15 protein-coding genes are annotated in these 19,194 nt (G+C 74.1%); 9 read left to right on the plus strand and 6 right to left on the minus strand.

Features of this window, described 5'->3' with window-relative positions:
• Positions 1–69: 69 nt before the first annotated feature.
• The 6 genes from scy to J116_RS07680 all read left to right on the plus strand — a co-directional run bounded on the left by scy (position 70) and on the right by J116_RS07680 (position 9,032).
• Positions 70–4,068 (plus strand): polarized growth protein Scy, encoded by a 3,999-nt coding sequence (gene scy / locus J116_RS07655; RefSeq protein WP_023586508.1) that lies wholly within the window; start codon positions 70–72, stop codon positions 4,066–4,068.
• A 115-nt stretch (positions 4,069–4,183) separates the two neighbouring features.
• On the plus strand, positions 4,184–5,119 hold the full coding sequence (locus J116_RS07660) for a coiled-coil domain-containing protein (protein WP_023586509.1): 936 nt from the start codon (positions 4,184–4,186) through the stop codon (positions 5,117–5,119).
• 152 nt (positions 5,120–5,271) lie between these two features.
• Entirely contained in the window at positions 5,272–6,216 is a 945-nt protein-coding gene (locus J116_RS07665; RefSeq protein WP_023586510.1) for an ABC transporter ATP-binding protein, read from the plus strand.
• 3 nt (positions 6,217–6,219) lie between these two features.
• Positions 6,220–6,999, plus strand: coding sequence for an ABC transporter permease (locus tag J116_RS07670; protein WP_023586511.1), 780 nt, complete (start codon positions 6,220–6,222; stop codon positions 6,997–6,999).
• A gap of 138 nt (positions 7,000–7,137) precedes the next feature.
• Complete coding sequence (locus J116_RS07675; protein WP_023586512.1) at positions 7,138–8,223, plus strand: ABC transporter ATP-binding protein; 1,086 nt, start codon at positions 7,138–7,140, stop codon at positions 8,221–8,223.
• Positions 8,220–9,032, plus strand: a complete 813-nt coding sequence (locus J116_RS07680) for an ABC transporter permease (RefSeq protein ID WP_023586513.1) — start codon at positions 8,220–8,222, stop codon at positions 9,030–9,032. Before J116_RS07675 ends, J116_RS07680 begins: the two co-directional genes overlap by 4 nt.
• A 645-nt stretch (positions 9,033–9,677) precedes the next feature.
• On the opposite strand, the gene J116_RS07685 is transcribed toward J116_RS07680, so the two are convergent.
• Complete coding sequence (locus J116_RS07685) at positions 9,678–10,016, minus strand: hypothetical protein (protein WP_023586514.1); 339 nt, start codon at positions 10,014–10,016, stop codon at positions 9,678–9,680.
• Positions 10,017–10,249: 233 nt separating this feature from the next.
• Here J116_RS07685 and J116_RS07690 point away from each other — a divergent pair, with 233 nt between their 5' ends.
• On the plus strand, positions 10,250–11,284 hold the full coding sequence (locus J116_RS07690; RefSeq protein ID WP_023586515.1) for an LLM class flavin-dependent oxidoreductase: 1,035 nt from the start codon (positions 10,250–10,252) through the stop codon (positions 11,282–11,284).
• Positions 11,285–11,357: 73 nt separating this feature from the next.
• Here the strand turns inward: J116_RS07690 and J116_RS07695 are convergent, their stop codons facing one another.
• Complete coding sequence (locus tag J116_RS07695) at positions 11,358–11,750, minus strand: SCO5389 family protein (protein ID WP_023586516.1); 393 nt, start codon at positions 11,748–11,750, stop codon at positions 11,358–11,360.
• A gap of 220 nt (positions 11,751–11,970) precedes the next feature.
• Here J116_RS07695 and nucS point away from each other — a divergent pair, with 220 nt between their 5' ends.
• Complete coding sequence (nucS, locus tag J116_RS07700) at positions 11,971–12,642, plus strand: endonuclease NucS (protein WP_023586517.1); 672 nt, start codon at positions 11,971–11,973, stop codon at positions 12,640–12,642.
• A gap of 99 nt (positions 12,643–12,741) precedes the next feature.
• Here the strand turns inward: nucS and J116_RS29065 are convergent, their stop codons facing one another.
• The 3 genes from J116_RS29065 to J116_RS07715 all read right to left on the minus strand — a co-directional run bounded on the left by J116_RS29065 (position 12,742) and on the right by J116_RS07715 (position 17,558).
• Positions 12,742–15,756, minus strand: a complete 3,015-nt coding sequence (locus J116_RS29065) for an ATP-binding protein (protein ID WP_023586518.1) — start codon at positions 15,754–15,756, stop codon at positions 12,742–12,744.
• 484 nt (positions 15,757–16,240) lie between these two features.
• Positions 16,241–16,564: an STAS domain-containing protein gene (locus J116_RS07710; protein WP_028963801.1), complete on the minus strand. Its 324-nt coding sequence runs from the start codon at positions 16,562–16,564 to the stop codon at positions 16,241–16,243.
• Between the two features lie 145 nt (positions 16,565–16,709).
• Positions 16,710–17,558, minus strand: a complete 849-nt coding sequence (locus J116_RS07715; protein ID WP_028963802.1) for a 3-hydroxyacyl-CoA dehydrogenase family protein — start codon at positions 17,556–17,558, stop codon at positions 16,710–16,712.
• Positions 17,559–17,761: 203 nt separating this feature from the next.
• Here J116_RS07715 and J116_RS07720 point away from each other — a divergent pair, with 203 nt between their 5' ends.
• The gene (locus J116_RS07720) at positions 17,762–18,334 is read left to right on the plus strand and encodes a cob(I)yrinic acid a,c-diamide adenosyltransferase (protein ID WP_023586521.1); all 573 of its coding nucleotides are present in this window, start codon (positions 17,762–17,764) and stop codon (positions 18,332–18,334) included.
• A 176-nt stretch (positions 18,335–18,510) separates the two neighbouring features.
• On the opposite strand, the gene J116_RS07725 is transcribed toward J116_RS07720, so the two are convergent.
• A complete protein-coding gene (locus J116_RS07725; RefSeq protein WP_023586522.1) occupies positions 18,511–19,092 on the minus strand; it encodes a hypothetical protein in 582 nt (193 codons plus the stop codon).
• Positions 19,093–19,194 lie beyond the last annotated feature (102 nt).

Genomic DNA, 19,194 nt, shown 5'->3' on the forward strand with positions numbered 1-19,194 from the left:
GGGCCGTTCGCCGGCGAACGGTGCCCGTACGAAGAGAGTTCGCGACCAGGGGACGGATGGGACCGCGCAGTGCGGGGCTACGAACGCCAGGAGAGCCACCGGGCTGACGACGACCACCTTTCGCGGTTCGAAGCCGAGATGGACCGGCTGAAGACCGAGCGGGAGAAGGCCGTCCAGCACGCCGAGGACCTCGGTTACCAGGTCGAGGTGTTGCGCGCCAAGCTCCACGAGGCCCGGCGCGCCATCGCGTCCCGGCCTGCCTACGACAGCGCCGACGTCGGCTACCAGGCCGAACAGATGCTGCGCAACGCCCAGATGCAGGCCGAGCAGATGCGCTCCGACGCGGAACGCGAGCTGCGCGAGGCCCGCGCCCAGACCCAGCGCATCCTCCAAGAGCACGCCGAGCACCAGGCCCGTCTCCAGGCCGAGTTGCACAACGAGGCCGTGCAGCGGCGCCAGCAGCTCGACCAGGAGCTCGCCGAGCGCCGCCGGACCGTCGAGGCGCACGTCAACGAGAACGTCGCCTGGGCGGAACAGCTCCGCGCCCGCACGGAGGCCCAGGCGCGGCGCCTGATGGAGGAGTCCCGCGCCGAGGCCGAGCAGGCCCTGGCCGCCGCCCGCGCCGAGGCCGCCCGCGTCGCGGAGGAGGCCCGCCAGCGGCTGGCCGCCGAGTCGGAGGCCGCCCGCGCCGAGGCCGAGTCGCTCCTGCTGCGCGCCCGCAAGGACGCCGAGCGGCTCCTCAACGCCGCCTCCACCCAGGCCCAGGAGGCCACCAGCCACGCCGAGCAGCTCCGTACGGCCACCGCGGGTGAGGCCGAGCAGGCCCGCCGCCAGGCCACCGAGCTGAGCCGCGCCGCCGAGCAGCGGATGCAGGAGGCGGAGGAGCGGCTGCGCCTGGCGCGCGCCGAGGCCGACAAGGTCGTCGCCGCCGCCACCGAGGACGCCGCCAAGCGGATCGCCGCCGCCGAGTCGGCCAACGAGCAGCGCACCCGTACGGCCAAGACGGAGATCGCCCGGCTGGTCGGGGAGGCCACCAAGGAGGCCGAGGCCCTTCGCGCCGACGCCGAGCAGGCCCTCGCCGACGCCCGCGCCGAGGCCGAGAAGCTCATCGCGGAGGCCGCGGAGAAGGCCCGTACGAAGGCCGCCGAGGACTCCGCCGCCCAGCTCGCCAACGCCGCCCGCGCCGCCGAGGAGATGCTCGGCAAGGCGTCCGACGAGGCGCAGGCGACCACCCGCAAGGCCGCCGAGGAGGCCGAGCGCATCCGCCGCGAGGCCGAGGCGGAGGCCGACCGGCTCGTCGGCGAGGCCGCCGACACGGCCGAGCAGCTCCGCGGCGCCGCGAAGGACGACACGAAGGAGTACCGGGCCAAGACCGTCGAGCTCCAGGAGGAGGCGCGGCGGCTGCGCGGGGAGGCCGAGCAGCTGCGGTCCGAGGCGATCGCGGAGGGCGAGCGCATCCGCGCCGAGGCGCGCCGCGAGTCCGTCCAGCAGATCGAGGAGGCCGCCAAGACCGCCGAGGAGCTGCTGACCAAGGCGAAGGCGGACGCGGACGAGCTGCGCACGGCGGCGACCGCCGAGAGCGAGCGGGTCCGTACGGAGGCGATCGAGCGGGCGACGGCGCTGCGCGCCCAGGCCGAGGAGATCCTGGAGCGCACGCGCGCCGAGGCCGAGCAGCTGCGCGCGGACGCCGAGGAGCAGGCCGACTCGGTGCGCTCCGCCGCGGAGGCCGCCGCCGAGGCGCTGCGCGAGGAGGCCGAGCGGGGTGTCGCGGCACGGCAGGCGGAGGCCGCCGAGGAGCTGACGCGGCTCCACGAGGAGGCGGGGGCCCGGCTCGCCGCAGCCGAGCAGGCCCTAGACGAGGCGCGCGCCGAGTCGGAGCGGCTGCGCCGTGAGGCGGCCGAGGAGACGGAGCGCCTGCGCGCGGAGGCCGCCGAGCGGCGGCGCACGCTCCAGGAGCAGGCCGAGCAGGAGGCCGAGCGGCTGCGTACCGAGGCCGCGGCGGACGCCTCCAGCTCGCGCGCCGAGGCGGAGAACACCGCCGTACGGCTCCGGGCCGAGGCCGCCGCCGAGGCGGAGCGGCTGAAGACGGAGGCGCAGGAGACCGCCGACCGCGTGCGCGCCGAGGCGCAGGCGGCGGCGGAGCGGCTCAAGACGGAGGCCGCCGAGGAGCTGGCGGCCGCGCAGGACGAGGCCAACCGGCGCCGCCGGGAGGCCGAGGAGACGCTCGGCACCGCGCGCGCCGAGGCGGACCTGGAGCGGGACCGCGCCCGGCAGCAGAGCGAGGAGCTGCTGGCGTCGGCCCGCAAGCGGGTCGAGGACGCCCAGGCGGAGGCGCAGCGGCTGGTCGAGGAGGCGGACCAGCGGGCCACGGAGCTGGTGTCCGCCGCCGAGCAGACCGCGCAGCAGGTGCGGGACTCGGTGGCCGGGCTCCAGGAGGCGGCCGAGGAGGAGATCGCCGGGCTGCGTTCGGCGGCCGAGCACGCGGCGGAGCGCACGCGCAACGAGGCGCAGGAGGAGGCGGACCGGGTCCGCGCCGACGCCTACCAGGAGCGGGAGCGGGCCGCGGAGGACGCGGCGCGGGTCCGGGAGCGCGCGCAGGAGGAGACCGAGGCGGCCAAGTCGCTCGCCGAACGGGCCGTCAAGGAGGCGCTGGCGGAGGCCGAGCGGCTCAAGACGGACAGCGCCGAGTACGCGCAGCGGGTACGGACGGAGGCGTCGGACTCGCTGGCGTCGGCCGAGCAGGACGCGGCGCGTACCCGGGCGGAGGCCCGCGGCGACGCCAACCGCATCCGGTCCGAGGCGGCCGCGCAGGCGGACCGGCTGGTCACGCAGGCGTCGGCTGAGGCGGAGAAGCTGGTCGGCGACGCCACGGAGCGGGCCGAGCGGATCGTCGGCGAGGCGACCGGTGAGGCGGAGCGGCTGACGGCGCACGCCACCGAGGAGGCCGACCGGCTCGCGACCGAGGCGGTCGAGGTCCTCGACGAGGCGCAGACCGAGGCCGCCCGCCTGCGGGACGAGGCGCGGGCCGAGGTGGAGCGGCTGCGGGACGAGGCGCGCAGGGACGCCGACAAACGGCGCTCCGACGCGGCGGAGCAGGCGGACACGCTCGTCGCGGAGGCCACCGGCGAGGCGGAGCGGCTGCGTGCCGAGGCGGCCGAGACGGTCGGTTCGGCGCAGCAGGCGGCCGAGCGCATCCGCGAGGAGGCGCAAGCGCACCTCAGGGAGACCGAGGAGGCCGCGGAGCGGCTGCGCGCGGAGGCCCGCGCGGAGGCGGACCGGGTGCTGGACGAGGCGCGCGAGGCCGCGGCGAAGCGCCGGGCGGACGCCGCCGAGCAGGCCGACCAGCTGATGGCGAAGGCGCGGGAGGAGGCGCTGCGCGCCACCACGGACGCCGAGTCGCAGGCGGACACGATGGTCGGCGCGGCCCGCAAGGAGGCCGAGCGGATCGTGTCCGAGGCGACCATCGAGGGCAACGCCCTGGTGGAGAAGGCCCGTACGGACGCGGACGAGCTGCTCGTCGGCGCCCGGAGCGACGCCAACGCCATAAGGGAGCGCATGGAGGAGCTGCGCGCGCGGACCGAGGCGGAGATCGAGGACCTGCACGAGCGGGCCCGCCGGGAGAGCGCCGAGCAGATGCGGGTCGCCGGGGAGCGGGCCGACAAGCTGGTGCGGACGGCGGAGCAGCAGCTCGCCGAGGCCGAGGCGAAGGCCAAGGAGCTGCTGTCGGACGCCAACTCGGAGGCGAGCAAGGTCCGTATCGCCGCGGTGAAGAAGGCGGAGGGCCTGCTGAAGGAGGCCAACCAGAAGAAGGCCGACGCGACCCGTGAGGCGCAGAAGCTGAAGGAGGACGCGGAGGCGGAGGCGGAGCGCCTGCTGGCGGACGGCCGGCGGGAGCTGGAGGTGCTGGAGCGCCGTCAGAAGGACATCCAGGGCGAGATCGCCCGGGTCCAGGCGGTGCTGGAGGCGCTGGAATCGTTCGAGGCGCCGGCCGGTGGGGGCAAGGACGGGAGCGTCAAGGCCGCGGCGACGGCCGGTACCCGTTCGAGTGGCAAGTCAAACACCGATTGAGCCACTCGAAAGGCTGGACATTCTCCCAATCAAACGGCCATCCGCTCGATGACACGCCGCTTCGGCCCCTAGGATTCCCTCTAACACCTCACCGGTCTCATTCGACAGGAACCCCATGAGCGACACTTCCTCCCCCTTCGGCTTCGAGCTCGTGCGGCGTGGTTACGACCGCGGTCAGGTGGACGACCGCATTACCAAGCTCGTCGCCGACCGTGACAGTGCTCTGGCCCGAATCACTGCTCTGGAAAAGCGCATCGAGGAACTCCACCTCGAGACGCAGAACGCGCAGGCCCAGGTGACCGACGCCGAGCCGTCGTACGCCGGTCTGGGCGCCCGCGTCGAGAAGATCCTCCGCCTCGCCGAGGAGGAGGCCAAGGAGCTGCGCGAGGAGGCCCGCCGCGCCGCCGAGCAGCACCGCGAGCTGGCCGAGTCGTCGGCGCAGCAGGTGCGCAACGACGCGGAGGCGTACGCGGCGGAGCGCAAGGCGAAGGCGGAGGACGAGGGCGTCCGCATCGTCGAGAAGGCGCAGTCCGAGGCGAACTCGCTGCGGGCCGAGGCTCAGAAGGACGCGCAGTCGAAGCGTGAGGAGGCCGACGCGCTGTTCGAGGAGACCCGCGCCAAGGCCGCCCAGGCCGCCGCGGACTTCGAGACGAACCTCGCCAAGCGGCGGGAGCAGTCGGAGCGGGACCTGGCGTCGCGTCAGGCGAAGGCGGAGAAGCGGCTCGCGGAGATCGAGCACCGCGCGGAGCAGCTTCGCCTGGAGGCGGAGAAGCTGCGTACGGACGCGGAGCGCAGGGCCCGTCAGACGGTGGAGACGGCGCAGCGCCAGGCCGAGGACATCGTCGCGGACGCGAACGCGAAGGCGGACCGTATCCGCAGCGAATCGGAGCGCGAGCTGGCGGCGCTGACCAACCGTCGCGACTCGATCAACGCCCAGCTGACCAACGTCCGCGAGATGCTGGCCACGCTGACGGGCGCCGCCGTCGCGGCGGCGAACGTGCCGGAGGACGAGCCGACGAGCCGCGGCGTTCCGGCGCAGCAGTCGCGCTGACCCGTCGGGCGTACGGGCCTGAGGGCGCTCCCGCCCGGACGGCCGGTACGTGTGCCGGTCCCCTTCCCCCGTGGGGACCGGAGTCGAGTACTCCGCTCGGCCCCCCGCCATTCCGGTTGGCGGGGGGCCTTCGGCTTCCGTAGCGTGGGCACATGATCGAACTAGAGGGCCTGACCAAACGTTTCGGTACGAAAACGGCCGTCGACGACCTGTCCTTCACGGTCCGGCCCGGAATGGTGACCGGGTTCCTCGGGCCGAACGGCGCGGGCAAGTCCACGACGATGCGCATGATGCTGGACCTGGACGCCCCGACGAGGGGCACGGTCCGGATCGACGGCCGGCACTACCGCGAGCTGGACGAGCCGCTGAAGTACATCGGCGCCCTGCTGGACGCCAAGGCGATGCACGGCGGCCGCACCGCGTACAACAACCTGCTGTGCCTGGCGCAGTCGAACCGCATTCCGGCGCACCGGGTCGACGAGGTTCTCGATCTGGTCGGCCTGTCGGCGGTGGCACGCAAGAAATCGAAGAACTTTTCGATGGGAATGGGGCAGCGGCTCGGAATCGCCGCCGCGCTCCTGGGTGATCCCCGGATTCTGATGTTCGACGAGCCCGTCAATGGTCTGGACCCCGAGGGAATTCACTGGATTCGCCATCTGATGAAACACCTCGCGTCGGAGGGCCGGACGATCTTCGTTTCGAGTCATCTGATGAGCGAAATGGCCCTGACGGCGGACCACTTGGTCGTCATCGGGCAGGGCAGGCTGCTCGCGGACACGTCGATGGCCGATTTCATCCAGCAGAACTCCCGCAGCTACGTCCGGCTGCGCACCCCGCAGCGCGAGCAGACGCGGGACGTGCTCGCCGCGGCCGGGCTGACCGCGCTGGACGGTGAGGACGGCGCCCTGGAGATCGACGGGTCGTCGACCGAGAGTGTCGGCGAGCTCCTGGCGGAGCACCGGATCGTCCTCCACGAGCTGAGCGCCCAGCGGGCCTCGCTGGAGGAGGCGTTCATGCGGATGACCGCCGGATCGGTCGAATACCACGCACACGACGGCGCCGCTCCCCAGTGGGACGCGGACGTGAAGGGGGCCTGAACGATGGCATCGGTACCCGCGGTCCTCCAGTCGGAGTGGACCAAGATCCGTACGGTCGCGTCCACGGTGTGGACGCTGGCCAGCGCCCTCGTCGTGACGGTGGCGGTCGGCGCGGCGCTGAGCGCCCTGATGCGCGCGCAGTTCGACAACCTGCCGGAGTTCGAGCGGGCGACGTTCGACCCGACCCTGATCAGCTTCTCCGGGATGACGCTGGGGCAGCTGGCGATGGTCGTCTTCGGCGTCCTCGTGGTCGGCACGGAGTACAGCTCCGGCATGATCCGCACCTCGCTGGCGGCGGTGCCGCGGCGGGGGCTGTTCCTCTACGGCAAGATCGCCGTGGCCGGGCTGCTGGCGCTGGCCGTCGGTCTCGTCACCAGCTTCCTGTCGTTCTTCGTCGGCCAGGCGCTGCTCGGCGAGCACCGCACGTCGATCGACGAGGAGAACGTGCTGCGCGCCGTGATCGGTGGCGGCCTCTACATGGGCCTGATCGCGCTGTTCTCGATGGGCGTGACGGCGATGCTGCGCTCCTCGATGCTGGCGCTCGGCATCCTCGTGCCGTTCTTCTTCCTCGTGTCGCAGATCCTGTCGCTCGTCCCCGGCGCCCGCGAGGTGGCCCGGTACTTCCCCGACCAGGCCGGCGCCAAGATCATGCAGGTGGTGCCGAACGCGATGGGCCAGGACCCGTCGCCGTACGGGCCGTGGGGCGGGCTCGGCATCATGGTGCTGTGGGTGGTGGCCGCGCTGGCCGGTGGCTATCTGGTGCTGAAGAACCGGGACGCGTAGGTTTCGCGTAGATTTTCGGGAGGGGGGCGGAACCGTCACGGCTCCGCCCCCCTCTTATCTCTTACGGGTGGCCCTTCGGCGTGCGGGTGCGCGGCGCTTCGCCGCCCGCGGCAGAACCGACCTGTGTGGGGCTGGAGAATGATCGAGGCAGTCCGCCTGACCAAGCGCTACGGCGCCAAGACCGCCGTGGAGGACCTGTCCTTCCAGGTGCGGCCCGGCGTCGTCACGGGCTTCCTGGGGCCGAACGGGTCCGGCAAGTCCACCACCATGCGCATGATCCTAGGCCTGGACCGGCCGACCTCCGGGCACGTCACGATCGGCGGCCACCCGTTCCGGGAGCTGCCCAACGCCCCCCGCCAGGTCGGCGCGCTGCTCGACGCGCGGGCGGTGCACGGCGGCCGCACGGCCCGCAGCCACCTCCTCGCCCTCGCCCAGCTCGCCGGTATCCCCGCGAAGCGGGTGGACGAGGTGCTGGGCGTCGTGGGCCTCCAGGACGTGGCGCGCAGGCGCTCCAAGGGCTTCTCGCTCGGCATGGGCCAGCGCCTCGGCATCGCGGCGGCGCTCCTCGGCGACCCGCAGGTCCTCCTCTTCGACGAGCCGGTCAACGGCCTGGACCCGGAGGGCATCCTCTGGGTGCGGAACCTGATGAAGGCGCTGGCCGCCGAGGGCCGTACGGTCTTCGTCTCCTCGCACCTGATGAGCGAGATGGCGCTGACCGCCGACCACCTGATCGTCATCGGCCGCGGCCGGCTCCTCGCCGACATGAGCGTCCGCGACTTCATCGCCGCCAATTCCGCCGGTTTCGCGCGCGTACGGACCCCGGACGGCGAGCCGGAGCAGCGCGAGAGGCTGGTGGCCGCCCTGACCGAGGCGGGCGGCTTCGTGCTGTCCGAGCGGGACGGGGCGCTGCGCGTGACCGGGCTGACGCTGCCCCGCGTCAGCGACGTCGCGCACGGGGCGGGGGTACGGCTGTGGGAGCTGTCCCCGCACCAGGCGTCGCTGGAGGAGGCGTACATGCGGATGACGCAGGGCGCCGTGGACTACCGCTCCACCGACGACCGGCTCGCCGAGCTGGGCCCCGTACCCGAGCAGCCGCCCGCCGTCCCCGACGTGCCCCTGGAGGGCTGGTACGCGCCGCCGCCGCCCGCCCCCGGTGCGGCGCCCGGCGGGGGCGGTCCGCAGCAGAGCCGTACGCACGAGAGCAGCACCGAGGACGCCCGATGACCACCACCCCGTACACCTCCCCCATCCCCGTGCGCCGCGCCCACCTCGGGGACGCCGTGCTGTCCGAGTGGACGAAGATGCGCTCGCTGCGCTCCACGGTCTGGACGCTGGGCGTGATGGTCGTGGTCGTCGTCGGCTTCGGGCTGATGCTGGCCTTCGCGGTCGGGCGGGTGCCCGAGGCAGAGCTGGAGGGCTCCGGGTCCGTGCTCTCCCTGGGCATGCCCGGGATGCTGCTGGCCACGGTGTGCGTGATCACGCTGGGCGTGCTGACGGTCACCTCCGAGTTCGGTACGGGCATGATCCGTACGACGCTGACGGCGTGCCCCAGCCGGAGCCGGGTGCTCACCGCCAAGGCGATCGTGTTCTTCACGGTGGTCTTCCTGACGACGGCGGTCGTCTCGGCGGTCACCGCCGCCGCGCAGATGGCGCTCATCGGGGCGGCCGGCGGGGCGACGGCCGGCCAGTGGGCCCGGGTGACGGTCGGCGTGAGCCTGTTCATGGCGTGCCTCGGGCTGCTGTCCCTCGCCGTGGGCGCCGTGCTGCGGCACTCGGCCGGGTCGATCACGACGATGATCGGCCTGGTGCTGCTGCCGTACGTGCTGGTGCTCGGCCTGTACACGGACGGTCTCGGCAAGGTGCGGGACGCCCTGATCGAGTACTCCATCCCGGCCCTGCTGGGCTCCCTCTACGTGACCGAGCCCGGGGCGGCGCCGCTGCTGTCCGGGTGGGGCTCCCTGTGGGTGATCGCGGGCCTGACCGCCGCGGCGCTGGGCGGGGCGTACCTGACGCTCGACCGGCGGGACGTCTAGGGCGGCGCCTGGCCGCCGGTATATCCGCTCGGGCGGAAATCGCGGGCGGTGTTCCGAGGATTTCCAGTGGCTTTTCCCGTGACCGGCGGAGGGGCGCCCGCATTCGGGGGGCGAGCCGGGAGGAGCTGCGGTGACTGGTACCGGCGCAACACCGCCTGGTGGCGGCCCCTGCTCGCCCCGGCGACCGCCGCCTGACGCCCGGGAACGTCCCGCGCCGCACCACCCCCTGCCCCGCGCGCCGTGACCCCGCCCCGCGCCGCACGCCGCGCCCCGCCGTGCCCGAGCCGTACTACGTCGGGCGCCGGGCCGCGCCGGGTCGGACGCCGCACGGCGCCGCGCCCGCGCCGTGCCGTGCCGTGGCCGCGCGCCAGCCGCCGCGCCCCGTCAGGCACCGCGCGCCCACGTCCTGCCCGCGCCATGCCGCGTCGGCGCCGGGCCGCCGTGCCGCGCCGCATCAGGCGCCAGGCCCCGCCAGGCGCCACGCGCCCACGTCCTGTCAGCGTGCTGCGTGGAGCGGCGTGCCCCGTCAGGTCTCGCGCCAGGCACCGCGCCGCGCCCGCGCCCGCCCCGCGAGGTGCCGCGCCGTGCCGTGCCGTCCGGGGCGCCCCTCCGCGTGAGGCGCCGTGCCAGGCCCCGCCCCGGCCCTCAGTAGCGTGGTGCGTTGCGGGCGCGCTGGACGCGGGTGGTGCGGCGGTCCTTCGCGTTCCAGCACGCCTTGTGCCAGTGCCGCCGGTCGTCCACCCCGCCGCCGTACTGGGGCCAGGCCACCACGTGCGGGACGCCGGACGGGATCTCCTGGTCACAGCCGGGGCACCGGTAGCGCTTCCCCGCCGCGCTCGCGCCCGCCACGTTCCGCACGGACCAGTCCTCGCCGTGCCACGACTCCGTCCGCTCGAAGCCGCCGTAGCGGCCGCCGTCACCGCCGCCGGTCTCGGGGGACTTCTCTCCGCCCCTCTTCTGGGGCCGGTTGCGGCGCGGGGACACGGAACACCTCACAGGGCGGGCGGGACAGGTTCCCGTCCAGCCTAAAGGCCCCGCGAAGGCCGCAACGACGGGGCGCCGGGCGCCCGGACGCCCGTGCGACACACCCCTCCCACGGGGGTGTTCAGCCGAAAATCGCAAGAACTCGGCGGGTGGCCGTTGCCTTTGGCACGTGTCAGGCGTTGTCGGCGGTGAAGGCGAGGAAGTGGCGTCGGCCGTCGAGGAGGCATGAGGCGATGCGCGTGGGAACCTTTGTGCTCGCGGCGCAGTTCCCCGGTCAGGGGCACAGCGAGGCGCTGCACCGCGCGGTGCGCTCGGCGGAGGTCGCCGAAGAGGCCGGCCTGGACGCGGTGTGGCTGGCGGAGCACCACTTCGTGCCGTACGGGGTGTGTCCCTCGGCGATCACGCTGGCGGCGCTGCTGCTGGGCCGGACGCGCCGCATCCGGGTCGGCACGGCGGTGAGCGTGCTGCCGACGGCCCATCCGGTCGCGCTCGGCGAGCAGGCGTCGCTGCTGCACATCACATCGGGCGGGCGGTTCACGCTCGGCGTGGGCCGGGGCGGCCCGTGGGTGGACCTGGAGGTGTTCGCGGCGGGGCTCAAGGCGTACGAGCGGCACTTCCCCGAGTCGCTGGACGTGCTGCTGCGCTGGCTGCGCCAGGACCGGGTCGGGGCGGACGGGGAACGGCACCGCTTCCGGGAGGTCCCGGTCGTGCCCCGCCCCGACGAGCTGATCGACGGGTCGTCCGCGCCGGAGACGATCCTCGCCTGCACGTCCGCCAGGAGCGTCCGGCTCGCCGCCGCGCACGGCCTGCCCATGCTGCTGGGCATGCACTGCGGCGACGACGACAAGGCGGAGATGACCGCCCTGTGGCGGAGCGAGGCCCTGGCCGCGGGGCACACCCCCGACGAGGTGGCGCGGATCGCCGAACGGCATGTGTCCGCCGGGGTCGTCCAGCTCGCCGACCACACGCAGGACGCGGTGGAGACGCTCCTGAAGGCCCTGCCCGGCTGGCTGCGCCACGGCCTGGACGCCCATGTCACGGTGGACGGGCGGCCCAGGGCCATGCGGGACCCGTACGCGTACACGGAGCTGCTGTGCCGCCTCCACCCGGTTGGTACGCCCCGGCTCGCGGCGGACCGGCTGGCGGCCACGGCCGAGCGGACCGGCATCCGGCGGTTCGCGCTGCTGGCGGAGGGGTCAGGCCAGCTCGCGGCGACGGAGGAGAACGTACGCAGGCTCGGCGCCGAGGTCCTGCCCCTGCTGCGGTGACCGCGGCTGCCGCCCCTGCACCCGTCGTGCCTCCCGAGCGAGGCGATGCGGAGCGGCAACACGTGTGCGAGTGTCAGCAGTCGCGCAGCACCGGCGACTGGTTCAGCAGCTGCGCCCGTACGGAGGTGAAGCGGGCCAGCCGCTCGTCGGCCGCCGGGTCCAGCGGGAACACCGCGACGCGGTGGCAGTTCTGGAAGGCCAGCCGCACGCCGAAGTGGCGCTCCAACGCCCCCCGTATCGCGTCGCTGGCCAGCGCGCGCAGCAGCTGCCCGCGCGCCTGCTCGTCCGGCGGAGGCGTCTGGTTGTCGGCGAAGGCGCCCCCGTCCGCCCTCAGCCGGGCCACCAGAGAATCGATCATCTCCCACGCGAAGGGCAGGGAGGTCCGGACGCAGTCGACGAAGGCCTCTTCGTCGACCTCGCCTCGCTCGGCCTGTTCCAACAGCGCCGGTGAGACGTCGAGCGACATGGGTTCTCCTCTCGCGACCCCGCCGGGAGCGGGGTCTTACGGGCAGGGAAGGAGGAGCCCCCGTACGCACACGCTGCGTGCACGAGTGACGACCTCCCGCTTCCACGGTAGGCGCGCTGCCCGGACCGCACCAGGAGATTGACCCACAACAGGCCAAGGAACCAGGGCCGTTTGGCACCGAATCGCGCGGAACCGCGTGTGTCGAGTAGCGTTGCGGACCATGCGTCTCGTCATCGCCCGCTGCTCCGTGGACTACGCGGGCCGGCTCACCGCCCACCTGCCCTCCGCTCCCCGTCTGATCCTGGTCAAGGCGGACGGCAGCGTCTCGATCCACGCCGACGACCGGGCCTACAAGCCCCTGAACTGGATGTCGCCGCCGTGCACCCTCAAAGAGGGCGAAGGCGACTCCTCGGGCGTCTGGACCGTCGTCAACAAGGCGGGCGAGAAACTGATCATCACGATGGAGGAGATCCTCCACGACTCGTCCCACGAACTGGGCGTCGATCCGGGCCTCATCAAGGACGGCGTGGAGGCGCACCTCCAGGAGCTGCTCGCCGACCGCATCGAGACGCTGGGCGAGGGGTACACGCTGATCCGCCGCGAGTACCCGACAGCGATCGGCCCGGTCGACATCCTGTGCCGGAACGGCGAGGGCGGCACGGTCGCCGTCGAGATCAAGCGGCGCGGCGAGATCGACGGCGTGGAGCAGCTCACCCGCTACCTGGAACTGCTCAACCGCGACCCGCACCTGGCGCCGGTCAAGGGCGTCTTCGCCGCGCAGGAGATCAAGCCGCAGGCGCGCGTCCTGGCGACGGACCGGGGCATCGACTGCGTGGTGCTGGACTACGACGCGCTGCGCGGCATCGAGGACGACAAGCTGCGGCTGTTCTGACGGTACGTCGGTTCCCCGCGTACGTGTACGTGTACGGCCCCGGGCGGGGGTTCCGCCCGGGGCCGTCGTGCTGTGCGGGACCGCCGTGCCGGGTCCGGGTCAGGCGACCGTACCGCTCGGCTGCGGGGCGCCCGAGGGCATGACGACGTCGCTGGCAGTGGCCGATGAACCGCCACTCGAGTCGTCTCCGCCGGACGAGGTGCCCGAGGTGCCTCCCGCGCCGCCGCCCGTCGTGGCCGGGTCCTCCGTGGGCGGGGTGGGGGGCGCCGTGTCCGACGGGCTGGGGCTGGTGCTCGTGGAGCCCGACGGGTCGGGGCTGCTGGAGCCGCCCGAGGACGGGGAGCCCGTGGTGCTCGGGGAGGTGGTGGTGCCGCCCGTGCTGGTGGAGCCGCCCGTGCTGGCGCTGCCGCCGCCGCTGGTCGTGGTGCCGGACGTGGTGTCGTCGTCGTCGGCCGTGGACGGGTCGGCGGCGGGGTCGGACGGGTCGTCGCCGCCCGTGGATCCGGAGGAGCCGGTCGTGCCGGGCTCGCGGGACGAGCTGGACCCGTCGCCCGTCGGCTCGCTGCCGGGGTCGCCCGTGCCGCCGCCGGACGTGCCGGTGGCGCCGTCCTCGTCGGGGGTCTCGTCGCCGAAGCCGCCGCCGGTGCCGTCGGCGTCCGTCGAGTGCTCGGTGACGACCCGGTCGCCGGTGGGGCCGGGGTCGCCGTCGCCGGAGGTCGCGCCGATGGTGACGACCGTGCCGAGGACCGCCGCGAGCACGGCGCCCGCCCCGGCCGCGACGAGGTTGCGCCGGGCGCCGCTGAGCATCAGGCCCCGCAGCCCCTTGTGCGCGGGCCGCTCCGCCTGCGGGTAGGCGTACTTGCCGCCGCCCGCGCCCGCGCCGGACGCGCCGTACGTCCGGTCGAAGTCCGCCGCGGCGGAGCTGGAGGGGGAACCGGCGCCCGCACCGGCCGTGGCGCCGAGCCCGAGGGCGGTCCCGGTGCCGAAGCCGGTTCCCGTGCCGGTGCCCGGGCCGGTCGCGGAGCCCGTACGGCTCCCGGTCCCGGCGGTGGAGCCGTACGCCCCGGAGCCCGTGTCGCTGTCCGCGCCGGAGGAGGAACCGCCCGGCGTGGAGGCGCCGAAAGCCGTGCCGCCCGGCGTGGAGGCGCCGAAAGCCGGGCCGCCCGGTCCGGTCCCCGCGCCCGTACCCGCGCCGAGTCCCGTACCCGCGCCCAGGCCGCCCGCCGCGCCCGGGCCCGTACCGGAGCCGCCCGTACGACCCGCTCCGCCCGCTCCGCCCGGTGCGCCGCCCGGTGCGCCGCCGGGTGCGACACCGCCGGGGCCCGTCGTGCCCGCGCGGCCCGTGACCGGCGCCGGGCTCGCGCGAAGGCTGCCCGGCGGGGGCGTGGCCGGCTCCTCGTACGACGCGGCGCCGCGCTCGCGGTCGGCGACCAGGGCGAGGGCGCGCCGCCCGGCGACCGTGCCGCGCTTGTCGGCGAGGGCGCCGCGCATGGCTATGGACGCCTCCAGCTCGGCGCGCGCCCGGTCGAGATTGCCCCTGCACAGGGCGAGAACGCCCAACTCGTGGTGGAAGTACGCCTCTTCGGCGACCTCACCGGCGAGCCGCGCGGCGGCCTGGCCGGAGCGCAGCGCCCGCTCCCAGGCGCCCCAGTGCAGCGCGGCGGCGAGGGCGGGCGCCGCGCTGCGGGCCAGCAGGACGGCGGCGCTGGCGTGCCCGGCCTCCTGGCTGGAGGCGAGGACGTGGAGTGCGGCGAGTACGGCGTCGGCCTCGGCGGCGACCCGCTCGGGCGCGACGGAGGGGTGACCGGCCCACCAGGCGTAGTGCTGGGCGGCGGTGTGGGCGCGGCCCAGGGCGCCCTCGTCGTAGCCGTGCTCGGCCAGCTGCTCGATGACACCGGCCGCCAGGCGGTGGCGGGGGCCGACGGGGGTGAGCAGCCCGCAGCGCACGAGCTCGCCGAGCGCGGCGTCGGCGTGGGTGTCGCCCACGAGGGCCGGGAGATGCGCCTGGTGGGGGACCTCGCCGCCGAGGGCGACGGCGAAGCGGAGCGTGTCGCGGGCGGCCTCGGAGAGCCGGGAGGCGAGTAGCGCGGCGGGCGCGGCGGCCTCACCGAGGCTCGGCAGGGGAGCGTCGCGGACGTCGGTGAAGACGCTGTCGTCCGGGTCCGTGTCGTCGCCCGCCGGTGCGGGGGCGCGCAGGACGTCGCGCTGCCGCAGCAGGGCACCGGCCTGGACGAAGCGGAGGGGCAGGCCCTCGGACTCGAACCAGAGGTCGCCCGCCCAGTTCGCCTCGTCGTCGGTGAGTGCCCGGTCGACGGCGTGCTCGAGGAGTTCGAGGGTGGTGGAGCGGTCGAGGCCGGTGAGGACCACCTCGTCCACGGACGCGTCCGGGGAGGGCGCGGGGGTGGCGGGCGTCGCGGCGAGGAGGAAGGCGCACTCGGGGGCCGCGTCGAGCAGCTCGTCCAGGGCCGCGCCGCCGAACTCCAGGTCGTCCACGACGACGACGGCGCCGATCTCGCGGATGTGGGCGAGCAGTCCGGCGCGGTCGGGGCGGTGGCCGGGCGCGTGGTGGACGGCGGCGAACAGCTCGTACAGCACCTCGCCGACGGTGCGGCGGTGACCGGAGAGGCGGATGACGCCGTCGGGCGCGAGGTCGGCGCAGCCGGCGGCGACCGCGTCGAGGAGTCGGGTGCGGCCGGAACCGGCGGGCCCGGTGAGGCGTACGGAACGGCCGCGGGAGAGGCTCTGGACGAGCCGTTCGCGCTCCTCGGCGCGCTGGAGCAGCGGCGGGTGCGGCGCCGCCGGCCCGGTGGGCACGGGCGGGGCGGCGGCGCGGTCGCGTTCGGCGCGCTGCCCGGGGGTGCGGCGGACCGGCGGCTCGGGCTGGCGGCCGGGCGGGCAGGGTTCGATCTCGCTGCCGTCGACGGGGTTGACGGTGAGGAGGAAGTCCCCGGCGACGAGCTGGGCGGTGCGGGCGGGGGCGGGGGTCTTGCCCGCGCCGACCGGGGCGGGCAGGTCGTCCCGGGAGGCGCGGGAGCCAGCGGCGTCGCCGCTCCTGTGGGCGGCGCCGTCGCCGTCGTGGCCGGGGTCGTCCGGCTGCGGGTTCATCGGGTCCATGGTGAAAGCCCCCAAAAGCGTGGTGCGGCGAAGCCCCTCCCGGCCGATCTGCACGCGCGTGTCGCTTCTGGTCCGGTGCCCGCCGTGTGGGTCCGTCGTGGGCAGACGTCCAAGACCCTAGACGCTCCCCGGGTGGGGGGAAACAGCCGGGGTACCGGCCGCCCCAGACGTCACGGTCTTGTGAGTATGGGTGGCTGGAACCGCCTGGGGCGTTTTGCCACCGCATGTACGGCACGCCCGCGCCGCCCGCCCACAAGGCCCCCACGAATCACCCGCAGGACACCCGCACAAGCCACCCGTACGCCACACGCCCGGGACCGGCACGCCACGCCCGTCCGACCCCCGCGCACCCCGCTCGCATGCGTCGCCGCCCGTACAAGACGGCCGGGCCGGCGGGCACGTACGAAGCACCCACCGGCCCGGCCCGCCGTAGCACCGCCGGAGCCGCCGTCCACCACCTCGGGCGGGAACGGCTCGGGGTCGCTCAGACGCGGGGCAGGGACTCCGCGGCGAGGCCGCCCTCGATGGCGAGGATGCGGTGGAGCCGCGTCGCCACGAGGAGGCGCTGCATCTGGGGCGGTACACCGCGCAGGACCAGACGGCGGCCGCAGCGTCCCGCGCGGCGGTGTGCGCCCATGATGACCCCGAGCCCCGTGGCGTCCCAGGAGTCGAGACCCGTCAGGTCGAGCACGAGGTCCCCGGCTCCGTCGTCCACCGCGGAGTGCAGGATCGTACGGGCGTCCGCCGCGCTGCGGACGTCGAGGCGGCCCCCGACGACCAGCTCGGTGTGGTCGCCCCTGATGTGCATATGCGCTCCCCGAGAGTGCTGTTCGTGTTCTGCCACGTCTTTCTGTTGCAACAAGTGACTGCCGCATCACCTGAGCAGTTGCGTGTTGTAAGCGAACCGATACCAAATTCACCCCGGAGGGTGAGGCCGGTTTGGTGTGGAGGGCTCAGTGCTTGTAGAAGCCCTGCCCGCTCTTGCGTCCGATGTCACCGGCGTCCACCATCCGGCGCATCAGCTCCGGCGGCGCGAACTTCTCGTCCTGGGACTCGGTGTAGATGTTGCTGGTGGCGTGGAGCAGGATGTCGACGCCCGTCAGGTCGGCGGTGGCCAGCGGACCCATGGCGTGACCGAAGCCCAGCTTGCAGGCGATGTCGATGTCCTCGGCGGACGCGACGCCCGACTCGTACAGCTTCGCCGCCTCGACGACCAGCGCCGAGATGAGGCGGGTGGTGACGAACCCGGCGACGTCGCGGTTGACGACGATGCAGGTCTTGCCGACCGACTCGGCGAACTCGCGGGCGGTGGCGAGGGTTTCGTCGCTCGTCTTGTAGCCGCGGACGAGCTCGCACAGCTGCATCATGGGGACGGGCGAGAAGAAGTGCGTGCCGACGACGCGCTCGGGGCGCTCGGTGACCGCCGCGATCTTGGTGATCGGGATGGCGGACGTGTTGGAGGCGAGGACCGCGTCGTCCCGGACGAGCTTGTCGAGGGCGCGGAAGATCTCGTGCTTGACCTCGAGCTTCTCGAAGACGGCCTCGACCACGATGTCGGCGTCCGCGACGGCGTCCAGGTCGGTGGTCGCGGTGATGCGGCCCAGGGCGGCCTCGGCGTCGGCGGCGTCGAGCTTGCCCTTGGAGACGAATTTGTCGTACGACGCCTTGATGCCGTCCGTACCGCGCGTGAGGGCGGCGTCAGTGACGTCGCGCAGCACGACGTCCCAACCGGCCTGGGCCGAGACCTGCGCGATGCCCGACCCCATGAGTCCGGCGCCGATGACGGCGAGCTTCCTGGCCACGATCATTCCCCTTCACACGCGTCCGCTTTTCGGTTCTCCGGCGGGAGGTTACTGCCCGGGAGGGTCCCTGTGGCGATGAAGAGATGCGCGTCACGTCTCAGATGACGGACATCACATCGGGACGCCGCGTCAGGTGAGCCGCGCGCCATGTCCGAGGGGAGTACGGGCCTTCCGGCGCGCCGTTACCTCACTAGGCTGGCCGTATGGTCAATCTGACGCGCATCTACACCCGCACCGGCGACAAGGGCACCACGGCGCTCGGCGACATGAGCCGTACCGCCAAGACGGATCTCCGGATCGCGGCGTACGCCGACGCCAACGAGGCGAACGCCGTGATCGGGACCGCCATCGCCCTCGGCGAGCTGCCCGAGGAGGTCGTCAAGGTGCTCGTACGGGTGCAGAACGACCTGTTCGACGTGGGCGCGGACCTGGCGACCCCCGTGGTGGAGAACCCGGAGTACCCGCCGCTGCGGGTCGAGCAGCCGTACATCGACAAGCTGGAGGCGGACTGCGACCGGTTCCTGGAGGACCTGGAGAAGCTGCGCTCCTTCATCCTGCCGGGCGGCACGCCGGGCGCGGCGCTGCTGCACCAGGCGTGCACGGTGGTCCGCCGCGCGGAGCGTTCGACGTGGGCCGCGCTGGAGGTGCACGGCGAGACGATGAACGCCCTGACGGCCACGTACCTCAACCGGCTGTCCGACCTGCTGTTCATCCTGGCCAGGACGGCGAACAAGGAGGTCGGCGACGTGCTGTGGGTGCCCGGCGGGAAGCGCTGAGGCCACCGCGCGCCCGGCCGGGGGTCCGGGGGTTGCCCCCGGGACAGCACAGCATCCTGGCCAGGACGGCGAACAAGGAGGTCGGCGACGTGCTGTGGGTGCCCGGCGGGGAGCGCTGAGCCACCCAGCGCCCGGCCGGGGGTGCACGGGGAGCGCCGAGGCCGCCGGGGCGGGGCTCAGGCTTGGGTGCCCGCCGGGGTGCGCTCGTCCTTGGCGGCGGGCTCCTTCGGGGGCTTCTTCGGCCAGATCGCGTACGACGCGGCGATCACGCCGTGGATGGCCACCGCCCGCCACGCCCCGCCCATCCAGCTCTCCAGCGACCCCACGCGGCTCGGGTCGTCCACGTACCAGATCGCGGCCTGGAGCAGGACGGTCGCGACGACCGCGCCGAGCAAGGTGCCGAGCCACACGCGGCCCTCGTGGCGGGCGCGGGCCAGGCCGTAGCGGGGCGGGCCGGCCGGGCGGGGCGCGCCGCCGAAGCGGTGCGCGGCGTGCCCGTCCAGCCACTTCACGGTCCGGTGCCCGTGGCCGACCGTGTAGCCGATGTACAGCGCCGCCAGGCCGTGCGTCCAGTTCGGCTCGGCGCCGCCGCGCAGATCGACGGCGGTCGCCACGAGCAGGACGACCTCCAGCAGCGGCTCGCACAGCAGCAGCGCCGCGCCCGTACGCGGCATCTTCAGCAGGTACCGGGTGGCGAGGCCCGCCGCCAGCAGCACCCAGAAGCCGACTTCGCAGATCACGATCAAGGTGACGACCATGCCTTCAAGCCTGTCGCCCTCGCGCGCCCGGGGCGTCGTCGCCGATGACGAATCCGCTCTGCATCCTTCGATGTAGTCGAGGCTCCGTCCGCACGGGGAGGC

Source organism: Streptomyces thermolilacinus SPC6 (genome assembly GCF_000478605.2).
GTDB lineage: Bacteria > Actinomycetota > Actinomycetes > Streptomycetales > Streptomycetaceae > Streptomyces > Streptomyces thermolilacinus.

Excerpts from the sequence above, each read along its gene's own strand:
- J116_RS07660 (WP_023586509.1), top strand. The coding sequence starts at position 4,184 with ATGAGCGACACTTCCTCCCCCTTCGGCTTCGAGCTCGTGCGGCGTGGT.
- J116_RS07665 (WP_023586510.1), top strand. The coding sequence starts at position 5,272 with ATGATCGAACTAGAGGGCCTGACCAAACGTTTCGGTACGAAAACGGCC.
- J116_RS07670 (WP_023586511.1), top strand. The coding sequence starts at position 6,220 with ATGGCATCGGTACCCGCGGTCCTCCAGTCGGAGTGGACCAAGATCCGT.
- J116_RS07675 (WP_023586512.1), top strand. The coding sequence starts at position 7,138 with ATGATCGAGGCAGTCCGCCTGACCAAGCGCTACGGCGCCAAGACCGCC.
- J116_RS07680 (WP_023586513.1), top strand. The coding sequence starts at position 8,220 with ATGACCACCACCCCGTACACCTCCCCCATCCCCGTGCGCCGCGCCCAC.
- J116_RS07690 (WP_023586515.1), top strand. The coding sequence starts at position 10,250 with ATGCGCGTGGGAACCTTTGTGCTCGCGGCGCAGTTCCCCGGTCAGGGG.
- J116_RS07695 (WP_023586516.1), bottom strand. The coding sequence starts at position 11,750 with ATGTCGCTCGACGTCTCACCGGCGCTGTTGGAACAGGCCGAGCGAGGC.
- nucS (WP_023586517.1), top strand. The coding sequence starts at position 11,971 with ATGCGTCTCGTCATCGCCCGCTGCTCCGTGGACTACGCGGGCCGGCTC.
- J116_RS29065 (WP_023586518.1), bottom strand. The coding sequence starts at position 15,756 with ATGGACCCGATGAACCCGCAGCCGGACGACCCCGGCCACGACGGCGAC.
- J116_RS07710 (WP_028963801.1), bottom strand. The coding sequence starts at position 16,564 with ATGCACATCAGGGGCGACCACACCGAGCTGGTCGTCGGGGGCCGCCTC.
- J116_RS07720 (WP_023586521.1), top strand. The coding sequence starts at position 17,762 with ATGGTCAATCTGACGCGCATCTACACCCGCACCGGCGACAAGGGCACC.
- J116_RS07725 (WP_023586522.1), bottom strand. The coding sequence starts at position 19,092 with ATGGTCGTCACCTTGATCGTGATCTGCGAAGTCGGCTTCTGGGTGCTG.